General features: G+C 69.9%; 10 protein-coding genes. 6 read left to right on the forward strand and 4 right to left on the reverse strand.

The genetic code is table 11. The features are described from left to right. Window positions 1-90: 90 nt before the first annotated feature. Window positions 91-3597, forward strand: coding sequence for a SpoIIE family protein phosphatase (locus tag ACIRD7_RS40375; RefSeq protein WP_403461072.1), 3507 nt, complete (start codon window positions 91-93; stop codon window positions 3595-3597). Window positions 3598-4060: 463 nt separating this feature from the next. On the opposite strand, the gene ACIRD7_RS40380 is transcribed toward ACIRD7_RS40375, so the two are convergent. Next, a complete protein-coding gene (locus ACIRD7_RS40380; protein WP_403461073.1) occupies window positions 4061-4900 on the reverse strand; it encodes a LysR family transcriptional regulator in 840 nt (279 codons plus the stop codon). Window positions 4901-5004: 104 nt separating this feature from the next. On the opposite strand from ACIRD7_RS40380, the gene ACIRD7_RS40385 reads away from it, so the two are divergent. Continuing rightward, a complete protein-coding gene (locus ACIRD7_RS40385) occupies window positions 5005-5730 on the forward strand; it encodes an SDR family oxidoreductase (RefSeq protein ID WP_403461074.1) in 726 nt (241 codons plus the stop codon). Window positions 5731-6047: 317 nt separating this feature from the next. Here ACIRD7_RS40385 and ACIRD7_RS40390 read toward each other — a convergent pair whose 3' ends face one another. Next, window positions 6048-8318 (reverse strand): MMPL family transporter, encoded by a 2271-nt coding sequence (locus ACIRD7_RS40390; protein ID WP_403461075.1) that lies wholly within the window; start codon window positions 8316-8318, stop codon window positions 6048-6050. Between the two features lie 175 nt (window positions 8319-8493). Between ACIRD7_RS40390 and ACIRD7_RS40395 the strand changes: the two genes are divergently transcribed. Both ACIRD7_RS40395 and ACIRD7_RS40400 read left to right on the forward strand, forming a co-directional pair. After that, the gene (locus tag ACIRD7_RS40395; RefSeq protein WP_403461076.1) at window positions 8494-9666 is read left to right on the forward strand and encodes a sensor histidine kinase; all 1173 of its coding nucleotides are present in this window, start codon (window positions 8494-8496) and stop codon (window positions 9664-9666) included. Then, window positions 9641-10303 carry a response regulator gene (locus tag ACIRD7_RS40400; protein WP_403461077.1) on the forward strand — a complete coding sequence of 221 codons (663 nt, stop codon included), beginning with the start codon at window positions 9641-9643 and terminating at the stop codon, window positions 10301-10303. Before ACIRD7_RS40395 ends, ACIRD7_RS40400 begins: the two co-directional genes overlap by 26 nt. Before the next feature lie 292 nt (window positions 10304-10595). Here the strand turns inward: ACIRD7_RS40400 and ACIRD7_RS40405 are convergent, their stop codons facing one another. Beyond that, window positions 10596-10721 carry a hypothetical protein gene (locus tag ACIRD7_RS40405; RefSeq protein ID WP_403461078.1) on the reverse strand — a complete coding sequence of 42 codons (126 nt, stop codon included), beginning with the start codon at window positions 10719-10721 and terminating at the stop codon, window positions 10596-10598. 233 nt (window positions 10722-10954) lie between these two features. Here ACIRD7_RS40405 and ACIRD7_RS40410 point away from each other — a divergent pair, with 233 nt between their 5' ends. Next, window positions 10955-12190, forward strand: a complete 1236-nt coding sequence (locus tag ACIRD7_RS40410; protein ID WP_403461079.1) for a cytochrome P450 — start codon at window positions 10955-10957, stop codon at window positions 12188-12190. A 64-nt stretch (window positions 12191-12254) separates the two neighbouring features. On the opposite strand, the gene ACIRD7_RS40415 is transcribed toward ACIRD7_RS40410, so the two are convergent. Next, a complete protein-coding gene (locus ACIRD7_RS40415; protein WP_403461080.1) occupies window positions 12255-12713 on the reverse strand; it encodes a DUF308 domain-containing protein in 459 nt (152 codons plus the stop codon). A 768-nt stretch (window positions 12714-13481) separates the two neighbouring features. Between ACIRD7_RS40415 and ACIRD7_RS40420 the strand changes: the two genes are divergently transcribed. Then, window positions 13482-15242 carry a hypothetical protein gene (locus ACIRD7_RS40420; RefSeq protein WP_403461081.1) on the forward strand — a complete coding sequence of 587 codons (1761 nt, stop codon included), beginning with the start codon at window positions 13482-13484 and terminating at the stop codon, window positions 15240-15242. The last annotated feature ends 463 nt before the right edge of the window (window positions 15243-15705 follow it).

Here is a 15705-nt window from a genome sequence, read left to right on the forward strand (position 1 = left end):
CGATTGCTCCACAGCGAGCGAGCGCCGGTAGCCCTGGACGGCACGGGCGGCACGGGCGGCACGCCTAGGCGCCAGGAGGAACATTTCCCGATGACCCGGCCCGATGACCCGCGTACCGCCGCGGCCCGGATGTTCGCCGAGGGCGGCGCCTTCGGTGAGCTGCTGGCCGGGATCGAGTGGGCGGCGACGCCGCTCGGGCGCCCCGAGTTCTGGCCCGGCGCCCTGGTGGACACACTGCGCCTCATGCTCACCTCCGAGCATGGGATGGCCCTGTACTGGGGTCCCGAATTCGCCACCCTGTACAACCTGAGCTCCTCCCCCATCGTCGGCGCCAAGCACCCCTGGGCCCTGGGCAAGCCCTACAAGGATGTGTTCCCCGAAGTCTGGGACCACCCCGTGAGCTCCCACTTCCACTATGTGATCGACACCCGCAAGTCCCTGCTGATCCCCGATGAGCCGCTGCTCATGGAGCGCCACGGCTTCCTGGAACAGTGCTACTTCGCCTCCTCCTTCCAGCCCGTACTGCTGGACGACGGCGCCGCCGGCGGCGTGCTGCAGATCATCACCGAGACCACCGGCCGGGTACTGGGAGAGCGACGGCTGCGCCTGCTGAGCGAGACCGGCGCCCGCACCGCCGGGCTGCTCACGCCGGGCGAGGTCGCCCGCGTCGTCGCGGAGGTGCTGGGTTCCTATCCGGAGGAGATCCCGTTCCTGGGCCTGTACCTGGCCTCCGAGCCGGGGACGCTACGGCAGGCTGCCTCCACCGGGCTCCAGACGGCGCCCGAGGCCGTCTCACCGAGTACGGACGGCGGGTCGGAGGTCGCGGCCCGGCTGGCGCAGGTGGTCGCCGACGGCACCCCTGCCACGCTGTCGGCGGCCGCGCTCACCGGCGGCAACACGGCCGGGCAGCACGCGGCGGCCTCCCGGCTCCCGGTCGAGGAGGCCCTGGCCCTGCCCCTGGACTGTGCGGGCGAGGTGGGAGGGGTGCTCGTCGCGGGCATCAACCCCTGCTTCCCGCCGGCCGACACCTACCGGGACTTCCTGGAGGTGCTCGCCGCCGCCGTGGCCGGGGCGCTCACCGCGGCACTCGCCCACGACGAGCAGCGCCGGCGGGCGGAGGCACTGGCGGAACTCGACCGGGCCAAGACGACGTTCTTCGCCAACGTCAGCCATGAGTTGCGCACCCCACTCACCCTGCTGCTGGGCCCCCTCCAGCAGGCCCTGGCCGACGAGGACCGGCCCGAGCGGCGCGAGCAGCTGGAGCTGGCCGAGCGCGGCGGCCTGCGCCTGCTGAAGCAGGTCAACACCCTGCTGGAAGTCGCCAGAGCCGATGCCGGGCAGATACGCCCGGCTCTCGAGCCGGTCGACCTCGCCGCTGCCACGGCCGAGCTGGCCGGAGTGTTCCGGTCCGCCTTCGATGCGGCCGGGCTGACACTGGAGGTGGACTGCCCACCGCTGCCCGACGCGGTGTCCCTGGACCGGGAGTTGTGGGAGAAAATCGTCCTCAACCTGCTCAGCAACGCCCTGAAGTTCACCTTCACCGGCGGCGCCCGGGTACAGGTGGCCGCGGCCGGCAACCGGGCCCGGCTGACCGTGACCGACACCGGCACCGGCATCCCCGCGGACGAACTGCCCCACCTGTTCGAACGCTTCTACCGGGTCCGCGGCGCCCGCTCCCGCTCCCACGAGGGCAGCGGCCTGGGCCTGGTGCTGGTGAAGGACCTGGTGGAAGCGCACGGCGGCATCGTCGGCGTGGACAGCCGGCTCGGGCAGGGCACGACCGTCACCGTGAATCTCCCCTTCGCCGGCACCCGTCGGCCCCGCCAGGCCCCGCCCGTGACCGGCGACGGATCCCACGGGGAGACCTCCAGGGACAGCCGGGGCGACCGAGCGGGCCGTGCCGCCGCCTATGTGGACGAGGCGCTGGGCTGGCTGGCGACTGATCATGTCCCCGGTGCGGCCAAACCCGCGGCACGCACTCCGCCCGCCCCCGCGACCCACGACGCCCCCCGTGGCCCCGGTCCGCATGAGGCCGCCCGCCCCCACCGGGCCCGCCTGCTGGTCGTGGACGACAACGCCGACATGCGCGCCTACCTCACCCAACTCCTGCAGCCCGACTACGAGGTGCTGCTCGCAGCCGACGGCCGGGCCGCCTTGGAGATGGCCCTGGCGCAGCCGGTGGAGCTGGTGCTCAGCGACGTGATGATGCCAGGCATGGACGGCTTCGAGCTGGTCCGGGCGCTGCGCGCCGACTCGCGCACCGCCCGCCTCCCCATCGTCCTGCTCACCGCCCGCGCCGGCGAGGAGGAAGCAGTGCAGGGCAGGCAGGCCGGTGCCGACGACTACCTGGCCAAACCCTTCTCCGCCCGCCAGCTGTTGGCGCGCGTCCGCAGCGGGTTGGAGCTGTCCCGGCTGCGCGAGCAGGTCCTGACCGAGACCCGCAGCCAACTGGCCGTACTGGCCTCCCTCGCCGACGCGGGCCTGCGCCTGTCCGCCACCCTCGACCCGGACCAGATCCTGCGGACGGCCGGCCAGATCCTGCTGCCCGACTTCGCCGACCAGATCGGCATCCACGTCACCGCCACAGAACCAGCTCCGGCACAGTCGCTCCCGGCTTACAGCGCCGGCAACCCCCTTCTTCCCCCCGAGGCCCTGGTCACCGCCGCCACCGACGCGATCAGCGGCACCGCACCGGCTCCAACCGGCCCGCACCCGGCGCCCGCCGCCGTGCTGGCCCTGCCGCTGCACGCCCACGGCAGGACGCTGGGGGCCTTGGTACTGGTCCGGCGCACCGCCTTCACCGCCGTCGACCACAAGTACCTGGAAAACTTCGCTCATCGCCTGGCTCTGGCCTACGACAACGCCGCGCGCTACCGCAACGAGCGCCGCCTTGCCCTGACCTTGCAGCGCGCCCTGCTGCCCCACAGCCTGCCCGACGTGCCCGGGGTACGCCTCGCCACGCACTACCGTGCCAGCACCCACGGTGCCTCGGTGGGCGGCGACTGGTACGACGTGCTCGCGCTGCCCGGCGGCGCCGTGGGGCTCGCCATCGGCGACGTCATGGGCCACGACGTCGACGCCGCCATCGTGATGGGCCAACTCCGCTCCGCCCTGCACAGCCTCGCGATGGAGGGCGCCGGCCCGGCCCAGGTGCTGGCCCGGCTGGACGGGTACCTCCGGTCGATCACCACCGAGCGCTTCGCCACCTGCCTGTACGCGGTCTACGACCCACACCGTGACCGCCTGCGGTACGCCGCCAGCGGGCATCTGCCGCCCCTGCTGATAGGCACCGACATCGGCTATCCGGAGCTGCCGCCGGCGCTGCCGCTGGGACTGGGCAGCACCCCCGTCGACCGCGAGGTGGGCTTCCCGCCCGGCACCAGCCTCCTGCTGTACACCGACGGCCTGGTGGAAAACCGCTCCCTGTCCCTGGACGGCTGCCTTGCCGCCCTGCGCCGGACCTGCGAAACGCTGCCCGCCGCCGCCCGCACCGACCCGCGGCAGATCACCGAACGGGCCCTGCAACTGCTGAACACCCCCGACCGGGTCGACGACGACACCGCCCTGCTCGCCGCCACCGCCGAACCGGCGAGTTGAACCGGCGGGTGCCTCAGCAGACCGCGGATACCGACCGCCCCTACGCGTCGCACCTGCAGGAGTCCTTCGACGATACCTACGCGCCGGGTCGGCAGGAGCTCCGCGACAGCGAGTTCGCGTCGCTCCTGCCGCTCAACTACGACAATGAGCTAGCGGCTCGTCTCGCAGCGTTGGCCGGGTAATCGATGTGCCGCCCGGCGGTCAGCGGACTGTCTCCAGAACTGCTTGGCGTTGGTCGTGGGACGTCGCCCGGGTTTGTTCGTCGCCTGGCCAGCATGGAGGAAGGCTGCCGCTTGCAGCGGATCAGCCGGACCGCGAAGGACAGCTGCGGCGGGCGATCGTGGTGCTGATGTCCGCTCAGGGCAGCAGACCGTCAAGGACACTACCCTGCTGAGACAGGAGCGTTGAGCTGCCAGTCGCTTGATCGAGGCTGTCGTCGGGTGGCCGCCCTCCTGATCCGAGTTCAAAGGAGTGTTGCAACGCGGACCAGGTCAGCAACTGCACGAAGGCGGCTCTGCGGCGGCCAGGCGATCACCGTTGTCACAGGAGGCGCGTCCAGGACCGGCACCGCGGTGAGGTCCTGGCGCAGGTCAACGCCGGCTGACTCGGGAATGACCACGGTGGTGCGGCCGAGCGCGATCAGCTGGAAGAGCTGTGTCAGGTTCCGTACCTCCGCGCCCGGTCCTTCCGGGTAGCTGCCGCCGGGACCGGGCCAGCGGGCCATCGGGAGCTCAGGCAGTGCGGTGACGTCGGCCAGCCGGACCTGGGAGCGGGTGGCGAGCGGGTGTGAGGCCGGCAGGATCGCGACCTGTCCCTCGGTGGACAGGGTTTCGGTGTCGAGCCCGGCTGGTGAGTCGAAGGGCAGGTGCAGCAGAGCCACGTCGGCTTGTCCCTCCTGCAGCAGCTGCCGGTGCTGGTGCGCCTCGCAGAGCAGCAGATCGACTGTGGCTGCGCCGGGTTCCGCGGCGTAGGCGTCGAGCAGTTTCGTCAGCAGCTCGCCACCGGTGCCGGATTTGACGGCGAGGACGAGGCTGGGGTGTGCCTTGGCGGCCCGTTGGGTACGCCGCTCAGCCGCGGTCACGGCGCTGAGGATCGCGCGTCCTTCTGCCAGCAGCACGGCTCCGGCCTCTGTGAGCGTGACCTTGCGGCTAGTGCGTTCCAGCAGTGCGATGCCGAGCCGCCGCTCGAGCTGGGCGATCGTGCGGGACAGCGGCGGCTGGGCTATCCCAAGGCGCTCGGCAGCCTTGCCGAAGTGCAACTCCTCGGCGACGGCGACGAAGTACCGCAGCTCGCGTATTTCCATGAGTCCAGGCTAGGACGGCAGACGGCTGATCGATACCGCTCGGGTATCGCTGCACTACCGAGAGGGTGTTGGTGCCCGGCTGCAGCCCAGGCACGCTCGTTTTCATGAGCGAGAAGACAATCGCGCTGATCACTGGCGCGAACAAGGGAATCGGATATGAGATCGCGGCCGGGCTGGGTGCGCGGGGCTGGAGTGTCGGTGTCGGCGCCCGGGACGAGCAGCGCCGGAAGGACGCTGTGGCGAAGTTGCGTGCGGCTGGTGTTGACGCGTTCGGCGTGCCTTTGGACGTGACCGACGACGGGAGCGTGGCCGCCGCAGTCCAACTGATCGAGGAGCGGGCAGGACGGCTGGACGTACTGGTCAACAACGCCGGCGTTGCCGGCGGCTGGCCGGAGGAACCGACGACCATCGACCTGGAGACCGTGCGGCGACTGCTGGAGACCAACGTCCTCGGCGTCATCAGGGTCACCAACGCGATGCTGCCCCTGCTGCTCCGCTCGGCGCACCCGCGGATCGTCAACCAGTCCAGCCATGTCGGCTCCCTGACACTGCAGACCACGCCCGGCGTGGACCTCGGGGGGATCAGCGGGGCGTACGCGCCGACGAAGACCTACCTCAACGCCGTCACCATCCAGTACGCCAAGGAGCTGAGCGGCACCAACGTCCTGATCAACAACGCCTGCCCCGGTTACGTGGCCACCGACCTCAACGGATTCAGCGGGACACAGACCCCCGAGCAGGGAGCGGCGATCGCCATCCGGCTGGCGACCTTGTCGGACGACGGCCCGACCGGCAAGCTGTTCGACGACAGCGGCGTCGTACCCTGGTGACCTGACCTTGGATGCGTTCCTCGCCGATCACGCCGTGGCCGCCCGTCCGCCCACGTGCACCCAGCAAAGATCGCTGTCGCTGGGCTTGTCACGCAGCTTTGGCCGGGTACTCGGTCCACTGGCGGATCGGTGACTCGGGCGCGAAGCGGGTCTTCGGTTCGGCGTCGGCGTTGCGCCGGCGGATGTAGGCGGCGACGGCGGCGTTCTGTTCGGCGTGGGTGCGAGCGATGAACGTCGCGAACTGTTCGATCGAGCACCACCTGACGCGGACGGTGACGCGCTGAGGTGCCGGACACCAAGGGCGAGCAGGAGTTGAGTCAACGGTCAACCAGCCGTCGACGCGGAGCCTCACCCGTGGATTCCGCGTCGGTGTCGTCGGTGCCGACCGGACCGTGGGGAAGCATCCGGTCCAGCCACCTCGGCAGCCACCAGTTGGTCCGGCCGAGGAGTGTCATGGTCGCCGGTACCAGCACCATGCGTACGACCGTCGCGTCGATGAAGATCGCGGTGGCCAGGCCGAGCCCGAACATTTTAGTGGAGGGGTCGTCGGCGACGGCGAAGGACAGGAAGACCGCCACCATGATGAGGGCGGCCGAGGTGATGACCCGGGCGGTGCCCGAGACACCCTCGACGATCGCCGTGCCGTTGTCGCCGGTGCGCAGGTACTCCTCGCGTACGCGGGAGAGGAGGAACACCTCGTAGTCCATCGACAGGCCGAACAGGATGGCGAAGAGGAACATCGGGATGAACGACACGATCGGAACCGTCGCTTCCAGCCCGATGAATGTGCCTCCCCAGCCCCACTGGAAGACCGCGACCATGATGCCGTAGGCCGCGCCGATGCTCAGCAGATTCAGCAGCACCGCCTTGAGCGGTACGAGTATCGAGCGGAAGACCAGCATCAGCAGCAGGAACGACATCGCCAGCACGGCGGCGACGAACACCGGCAGGCGCTCGCTGGTGCGTTGGCCCACATCGGACAGGCTGGCGGCGGCGCCGCCCACGTGGGCCCTGGCCGGGCCGTGCCCGATCGCCGTAGGCAGCACGTCGGCGCGCAGCCGGGCGATGGTGTCGGCCGTGGCCTTGTCCTGAGGGCTGGTGGTCGGGAACACCACGAGGGTCGCGATCCCGGTGGCCCGATGGATATGCGTCGGCGCGACGGATGCGATGCCCGGATCCGCCGCGACCGCGCCGACGAGTCGGTCCAGCACTCCCGGATCACCGGCGGGGTCCGCGGCGATGACGAGGGGACCGTTGGTGCCCGGGCCGAACCCCTCGGCGACGAGGTCGTAGGCGCGGCGCTCGGTACGGCTGTGGGGCAGTGAGCCGTCGTCGGGCAGGCCGACGCGCAGGCCGAGCACGGGCAGCGTCGCGGTCAGCAGCAGCCCCGCCGCGCCGACCGCGTACGGCACCGGGTGCCGGCTGACGTGCCCGATCCAGCGCCGCCACCCGGCGGCGGGGGCGGCGCCCGCCGCCGGGTCCCGCCGCCGGGCGAGTCGGCCCAGCTTCCTGGTCTGCAGAGCCCGGCCGATCCGGCCGGCCCGGGCCAGGCGTGGGCCGGCGGCGCCGAGGAAGGCCGGCAGCAGCGTCACCGACGCGACCACCATAATCAGAACGACGGTCGAGACGGCGAGCCCGCCCACCGTCATGAACGGCACGTTCGCGACCGCCAGGCCGAGGATCGATACGACGACGGTGCCGCCGGCGAAGACCACCGGCCGCCCCGCCGTGGCCACCGCTCGCCCCGCCGCCTCGCGGGGATCGAGCCCGCGCGCGAGGTACTCCCGATGCCTGGCGAGCACGAACAGCGCGTAGTCGATGCCCACTCCGAGCCCGACCATGCTGCCCAGGACCGGTGCGAAGGTGGGGACCTCCGTCACCCCCGCCAGCACCGTCATCGTGGCGACCCCGACGGTCAGACCGAAGAGCGCCATGCCGATCGGCAGCGCGGCGGCGACGAGCGAACCGAACGCCAGAAACAGGATCGCGGCCGCGGCGAGGAGGCCGATCAACTCGCTCACGCCACCGTCGGGGTCGGAGAAGGCGTAGAAGAGGTTCCCGCCCATCTCGATGCGCAGGGGCAGCTCGGCGCGCAGCCGGTCGCCGACATCGACGAGGGCGTCGAGGTCCTCGGCCGACAGCCGGCTCTGGTCGGGGTACTGCACCCGGACGACCGCGATCCGCCCGTCGGCCGAGACGAGGCCGCCGCGCACGGCGGTGTCCCCGCCTGCGTCGAGTGCCCCCGCCGGGTCGCTCGTGCCGAGCACGTGCGGCAGCCGCTGCACCTCGGTCTGCAGCCGCGTGAGAGCGGTGCGCGCGCTGCCGTGGTCGAAGAACGTCGCACCGCCGTCGCGGGGGGTGACGACCACTTGGGCTGTCATCCCCTCCTGGCCGGTGCCTGCCCGCTCGATCAGTTCCGCGGCCCGCTGGGAGTCCAGTCCCGGCGCGGTGATCGAATCCGCATTCCGCCCGCCGAAGGCGACGGCGGCGAGGACGGCGAGCGTGGCGGCGATCAGCCATGCCGCGATCACCCGCCAGGGATGGCGGGCGGCGCTTGCGCCCAGGCGCAACAGGGCTTTCGAGAGCATCGGGTCCTCCAACCGCCTCGTCGGCCGTCCTTGTACGGCCGCCGATGCCGAGGTTCGTCGCCACGGCGCTCCGCGGCATCGGCCCGCGGGCCGCGGATCCGTCGGCCCCAGGGCGGAGTGACGAACCGTCCTTTCGGCCGATGCGCGGCACGCCGCGGTCCCTAGGCTGAGAAGCGTGCTCCGAGACGACCTGCGAACCCTGTGGACCGAACCCCGGCCGCCCGACGCGCCCGCCCGGGTGTGGCGGGACTGGGCGCTGCTCGCCGCGGGCCTGTGCGGTGTGGTGCTGGAGGCCACCCTGCGCGAGAACGTCGTGTGGCGGCCGGTGGCGGTGGTGTTCACCGTATGGCTGTGCCTGCTGCCCCTGTGGCGCCGGGCCCGCCCGCTGGCGATGGTCACGCTGGCATTCGGCTCGGTGATCCTGCTCCAGGTGGCCTCGCTGGTCGCCGCTCCGCGCGAGCCCGTCGGCCTCTACACCGGCGCGGTCGTGCTCGTGCTGGTGTACGCGCTGCCCCGGTGGGGATCGGGACGCGAGATCGGGCTGGGCGGCGCGGTGATCCTCACGGCCGGCGCGCTGTGTTCCGTCACGGACGAGACCCCGGTCGTCGAGAACGTCGTGGGCATCGTCTTCCTGCTGATGCCCGGCGTGTTCGGGGCTGCCGTGCGGTTCTGGGTGACCGCTCGCGAGCGGCAGTTGGAGCAAGTGCGGTCCCGCGAGCGCGAGCAGCTCGCCCGGGAACTGCACGACACGGTGGCCCACCACGTGTCGGCCATGGTGATCATCGCCCAGGCGGGCGGGGTGCTCGCGGGCGCCGACCCGTCCGCCGCCGTCAAGGCGCTGGAGGGGGTCGAGGAGGAAGGGGCGCGCACGCTGGAGGAAATGCGCGCCATGGTCGCCGCGCTGCGCGACCGCGGGGTCGGCGCCGAGCTGGCGCCCCCTGCCGGAGTCGCGGATCTGGAGCGCCTGGTGCGCACCCCGGGTGGTCGCCTCAGGGTCGACCTGGGGCTCGACGGCGAACTGGACGCGCTGCCCCCGGCCGTGGACGCGGCCGTCTACCGGATCGTGCAGGAGTCGGTGACCAACGCGCTGCGCCATGCGGTCGACGCCACCGAACTCGTCGTTCGGGTCGCCGCGGAACGGCACACGGTACGAGTGAGCGTGCGCGACAACGGCCGGCGCACCGGCCGGGGTCGCGACGGGTACGGACTTACCGGACTGCGCGAGCGGGCGACCATGCTCGGCGGCATACTGCGAGCCGGCCCGGGGACCGACCGGGGCTGGCACGTCGAGGCCGAACTGCCGAGAGCGAGGAGCGAGAGCGGTGTCCATTCGCGTCCTCGTCGCTGACGACCAGACGATCATCCGCACCGGGTTGCGGATCATGCTGAACGCCCAGCCCGGCATCGAGGTGGTCGGCGAGGCCGCCGACGGACAGGAAGCGGTACGCCTTGCCCGCGAACTGCACCCCGACGTCTGCCTGTTCGACATCCGCATGCCCGTGATCGACGGGCTCGAGGCCACCCGGTTGGTCGCCGGCCCGGGAGTCGCCGACCCGCTGGCCGTGGTCGTCATCACCACGTTCGACCTCGACGAGTACGTCTACGGCGCGCTGCGCGCCGGCGCCCGCGGATTCCTCCTCAAGGACACGGGACCGGACCTTCTGGCCCAGGCCGTACGGTCGGCGTCCGACGGCGAGGCGCTCATCGCGCCCAGCGTCACCGTCCGTCTGCTCCAGGCATTCGCGGACCTGCCCGCCGGCCGGCCCGCGGCCCAGCCGGTCTCCCCCGTCACCGCCCGCGAGGAGCAGGTGCTCCTCGCCGTCGCTCGCGGGCTGACCAACACCGAGATCGCCGATGCGCTGCACATCAGCCTCAGCACGGTGAAGACGCATCTGGCCAGCCTGATGGCCAAACTGGGCGCCCGCAACCGGGTCGAGATCGCGATGTGGGCCTACGAAACGCGCCGTATCCTCCCCGCGACCTGAGCCGGGTGCCGAGCCATGTCGCATGAGCCCCCGTCCGGACTTCAGTGCACCGGCCGCCGCCCTGGCAGGGTGCGTTCGCCGGGGCGGAGGGGCTGTGCCATCGCGGAACGGGCCGTCGAGTTCGTCCGCGACATCGCCTGCGGTCGGTGTCCTGATCCCCGTCGAGGCCGACTTCGACGAGCTGGACCCGATGGGACTGCTGCACAACGGTCGCTACCAGGTGCTGGTCGAGCGGGCGTGGGAGGGTTCTGGCGGAGCAACAACTGCGCAAAGATGCCGGACGTCTGCTCCTTCACACCGGTGCCGGGGTGGCCGACCACCAACGCCGGACGCGGAGCCGACGCATCGGTTTCGGCACGTAGACGTGTGCCGCGATCTCGATACCGGCGCTGTCGAAACTGACACGGCTCCTGGACATGGGAAGTACTCCTTCTGCGAGGTGGAAGCCGCTCTCGCTGCGACAACTGGATCCTCTGAGTTCTCCACCAAAGCACAATTGACTTCTCAGCCGAGTTCGCCACTGCCGGAGGGGCACGCACCCGCGCGTGCCCCTCCGAGGCATCCGCGCGCGGGCGCACCCTGTGAACTCGCCCGGAACCCCCGCTCGTTCTCATGACGACGACCTGACCGCCACAAGGGGAGAGACGCGTCGTGAGCCTTCAGGAGCAGTGCCCGCACCATGACGGCCGAGTGGTCATCGATGCCGCCTTCAAGGCGGACGCCCCCGCGCGGTACGCCCGCCTGCGCGAGCTGGGGCCCATCCACCCGGCGGAGTTCCACCTCGGCCTCAAGGGCTGGGTGGTCGTCGGCTACGACCTGGCCCGCGAGGCACTCACCCATCCAGCCCTGCTCAAGGACTCCACCCCCGCCGCCGAGGCCTTGGCCGCCGCCGGTTACGTCCTGAACAAGCCCTCTGTCGGGCTCGGCGCGCAGATGATGGAGGCCGATCCGCCCGAGCACACCCGGCTGCGGCGGCTCGCTTCGGCCGCGTTCACCCCACGTCGTACGGCCGAACTGGCGCCGCGCATCGAGCAGATCGCCCACGACCTGATCGACGTACTGCCACCAGCCGGCGAGGTGGACCTCGTGGAGGCGTTCAACGCCCCGCTGCCCGCCACGGTCATCGCCGAACTCCTCGGCATCCCCGAGCGGCACCACCTGCAATTCCGCCGCTGGTCGGCCCAGGCGCTCCGGGTGACCTCCCCCGAGCACCGCCCGGCGCTGGCCGGACTGCACGGGCTGCTGGCGGACCTCGTGGCGGACAAGCGCCGCAGCCCTCAGGACGATCTGTTGTCCGCCCTGGTCGCCGTACGCGACGAGGAGGACGGCCGACTCTCCGAGGAGGAACTCGTGGGCACGGCGCTGATGCTGGTCGTCGCGGGCCACGAAAGCACCGTGAACCTGCTCGGCAACGCCGTACTGGGGCTGCTCCGACACCCCGACCAGCTGGGGCTGTTGCGCGAGCGGCCCGAGCTGATGCCCGGCGCGGTGGAGGAGTTCCTGCGCTACGACACCTCCGTCGAGCGCTCCACCAGCCGCTACGCGGCCGAGGACATCGAGCTGGGCGGGGTGTCGATCCCGCGCGGCAGCATGGTCGTCGTCGCCCTCGGCGCGGCCGGGCACGACGCCCCGCAGGCCGGGGACGACGACCCCGCCGTACTCGATGTGACCCGCCCCGGCGCCCGGCACCTGGCCTTCGGGCACGGCATCCACTACTGCCTGGGCGCCCCGCTGGCCCGCCTGGAGGCGACCATCGCCCTGAGAGTCCTGCTCGCCCGGGTTCCGGAACTCGAACTCGCGGTAACGGAAGACGAGTTGGAGTGGATCGGCTCCGGCATCATCCGCGGGGTGCTGTGCCTTCCGGTGCGATATCGCGTCGTCGGCTGACGACACATACGTACGACGTCCCGTCCCGCGCTCTGAAGACGCGGACGGACGTCGTACGAGAAGGTCAGACCGCCCGGGCGCGCAGCTGACGGGACTTCCAGCCCAGCAGCAGGGCCTCCAGGATGAACCACACCACGCCGCCCGTGGCGTTCATGGACAGCACGTCGAGCGAGGGATGGTCGCCCGCGGCCTGGAGGTTGTAAGTGATGCCGACGAGGAAGGACGGTCGGCCCGAGATCAGGGTCAGCCACTGCTTGCCCAGCTCGGGGCCGCGCCGCCGCACTCCGACGATCACCTGGGCGGCACCGGAGACGACGGCCCAGGCACCGAACACGTGCAGGGCCGCTGCCAGGCCGCCAACCCCGGCGAGGCAGAGCGCGATGGCTGCCAGCGTGCTGAGCAGCCCGTTGAATGCGATGACCCGCCGCTCGGAACCGTCCGGGGTGGCGCGGTAGTCGATCAGCGAGGCCGCCGCGTCGATCAGCGGGTAGACGACGAGTAGTGCGGGCACGGTCCATGGCATCCCGGGCCCGGAGCAGGCGGCGGTTGGACTCTTCGGCGACGCGGCTCACACTGCCATCACACCACGGCGTTACTCAGGGCGGTGAGGTGCGATCGAGCACGAAGATTGTCGCGTCCAGAAAGGGAGGGAGGTGTCGCCGAGGTCGTCTTCCTCGCGGGGCGTACACGGCGTTGCTGCGGGGGGTGCCTGTCCCGAAAGGGCCATAGCCGTCCAGCTGCAGCCCTGGCCTGCATCCAGCTGCCACAGCGAGGACACCGTGTGGTCGGCACCGGACCCAAGGGCCAACTCACCTACTCTGAACTCGAGTCGGCAAGGGTTCCATTCATTAGGCGCGCCTACACGGAGCGGCGTAGGTTGAGCAACTCACAGACTGAGGTCATCTCCTGCTGCAGAAACCTTACTGCATGCGACCGGCTGCGGCCGCGCTCGGGGTACGAATGGTCCCCCAGCTCTCCCGAAGCGGGTTTGCGCGACCAGACGAATTTCCAACCGTCACCGCTGTCACACGTTGCCGCAGCTCGGGAACAGATCAATCCCCTCTACGACCGGAGTACTAAACAGGGTGCGGTCACTCGCGAGCCCTTGACTAGCGTGAATTGGACCATCATGCTCGGGCCGACCCTATTCCTCACGGAACCGAGCCTGTCACCCATTAAAGTGAGCGGGGAGATCACACACCGGGGAATCGATCACGCGATTCAGGCTGTTCACGGCCCGAGAGGATCCGGCATTTGTCGCCGCGTTACATGCCAGCGCGAAAGGAAAAGCATGTCTGACGACGTATTCGTCGATGCCGCAGCACCGATCGCCTTTTCGGACGATTCCATCCTCGCCTTCTTCAAGGCCACGCCGCCCGAGACGTGGTTCTACGCCTCGCGGGCAGGCCGCATCGCCATGGACGGCGATAAGTACCGGCTCGTGCTGGTCCGTAACAGGAAAAGGGGCGGCGGCGGCCTGGAGACAAAGGGCGGCATGCTCGCCACCCAGATCAACCTCGCGCCGGTCATCGGGTCCGGGGACGACGAGCGGGCTTGGACCGAGGTGATCAAGCGCAACAGCCCCTTCGTCCCACCCGGCGTCGAGCGCCTGACCTTGAGGCCTCTGGGCCTGCGGGACGGGAAGATGACGATCGCGGGGCTCGAGGGCCTGGTCGAAAACCCTGACGCCTATCGAGAGATCCCGATCGGCGTGCAGACCAGCCTGCCGATCACCCTTCCGCTGACGGCGGACGGCGCCGACACCGCGTGGGGCATCCTGGGCACGCCGGCAGGCTTACCCATCACCGTGCGGTTCGACTATCGCTACGACGTTGTCTGGCCCGGAGCCCACTGGAAGATCACTGCGGAAACCCAGAAGGTGTACGACTACTTCAGTCTCAACGCCAAGGCCCGGGCGAGCTATTTCGGGCTGGTGGGAGCCCAGGCTGACCTGGACCTGGTCCGGAGCGAACTGATCAGCAGCGGAGCCGTGGTCATCGAGTGGCTGGCACGCCCCGAAGGCTTCGACGACGGTCGGGTCGCGGAATTACAGAAAAGCATCCTCGACACCTTCGCGAAGTCCGCCCTGGACCTTATGGTCGCGGAGGTCAAAGCGGACCGTGAAGCTCCCCAACCGGAAGGATATTTCGGTGGCGTGTCCGTCCGACTGAAGGATTTCCACGAAGTGGAGAAGCTGGACCTGTCGGGCGAGTTCAAGCAGAATGACATGCGCACCCAGACCTTCAGCTTCTCCTTCTCCTTCGCTCAGCTCAGGAACCTGGACCGAAGCCTGTACGGCGTGGACATCACCGGGGACAACGTAATACCGGTGACCCTCAACCTCGGAAAGGATCCGGCCCACGTTCAGAAATATCTGATGCAGTACGGGTATCGGAAACTCGACGGCTCCTTCAACGGTGCCTCCGCAGAAGGAAGTGGCGCGAACGGCCTGCTGTTGCAGGGCGTTGTGCAGTGGGACCCGAAGGAGCCTGAACCGCCAAGCACCGAGATCCAGTTCGGCGTGGACTACGAGCAACTCGACTGGGAGGACTTCTCGACCCTGACAGAGAAGGCGAACGGCACCTCGGGGGTGATGCACGTCTTCACCCCGGGCACCTACATCAGGAAGATCGCCGTGCTGTCCGACCTAGGGAAGGCGGAACCGGGCGAACTGGCCTCATTCGAGTGGCGGACCATCTTCGCGCCGAACCCGCCAGGGACCCGGCCGAATCCGCCGAAGGACTACGGCGGCGGAGTGCTGTACGACGGTGGCGGCGTCCACACACCGCCAGACAAGTTCGCCATCGAGTTCCCCTACAACCACGAGGTCGCCAGCGAATCGCTGTTTGAGTGGGAAGTCGTCCTGATCAAGACCGATGGGACGGTGCTGCACTACAGGGAGACCAAACCGCTCAAGGACGTCTCGACCGTCTTGGCCAGTCGATCTCGCTTGAAGCCGATGCTCCAGGACCCGCCCGCCGCCACTATTACGCGCGCACGAGGAGCCCTCGCGCTGCGCCGGACCACCCTTGGGCCGACCCCTTCAGACTGAGTCTGACCGCAGGCGACGGTGTCTGCCGGCCCGCCTGAGAACATCGCCCGCATGCATCACCTGTGCCCGAGTCGGCGGCTGACCTCGCGCTGTCCAGGCGTACACGTCGTCGGGGAAACAACCTGTAGCGGCACGCATGTGCCCGCCCGGATAGTGTGATGACTGTCAGTGTCGGCCCGTACTGTCCCGGGCCATGCACGAACCGACCGACGCCACGCTCGCCTTATTGAACAGCGAGATCCTCGTCGCAGATGGCTGGCCGCCCCTGAGTGATGCCTTCAAGTTCCAGGCGAGCGGCCACGTCATCTGCCGAGCCCCCCGGCGTGTACGCCTTCCTCGTCGGCGACGGGCATCCACTGCTGCACCTAACTGGCTCTAACAAAAGCGGTTCGATCATGTGACTGTCGGCTTGATCGCTCGTTGATGTGGTCATGGGGAAGCGTCAGTCGCGGCCGTGGATCGT

It is taken from the genome of Streptomyces sp. NPDC093568 (genome assembly GCF_044764945.1).
Lineage (GTDB): Bacteria > Actinomycetota > Actinomycetes > Streptomycetales > Streptomycetaceae > Streptomyces.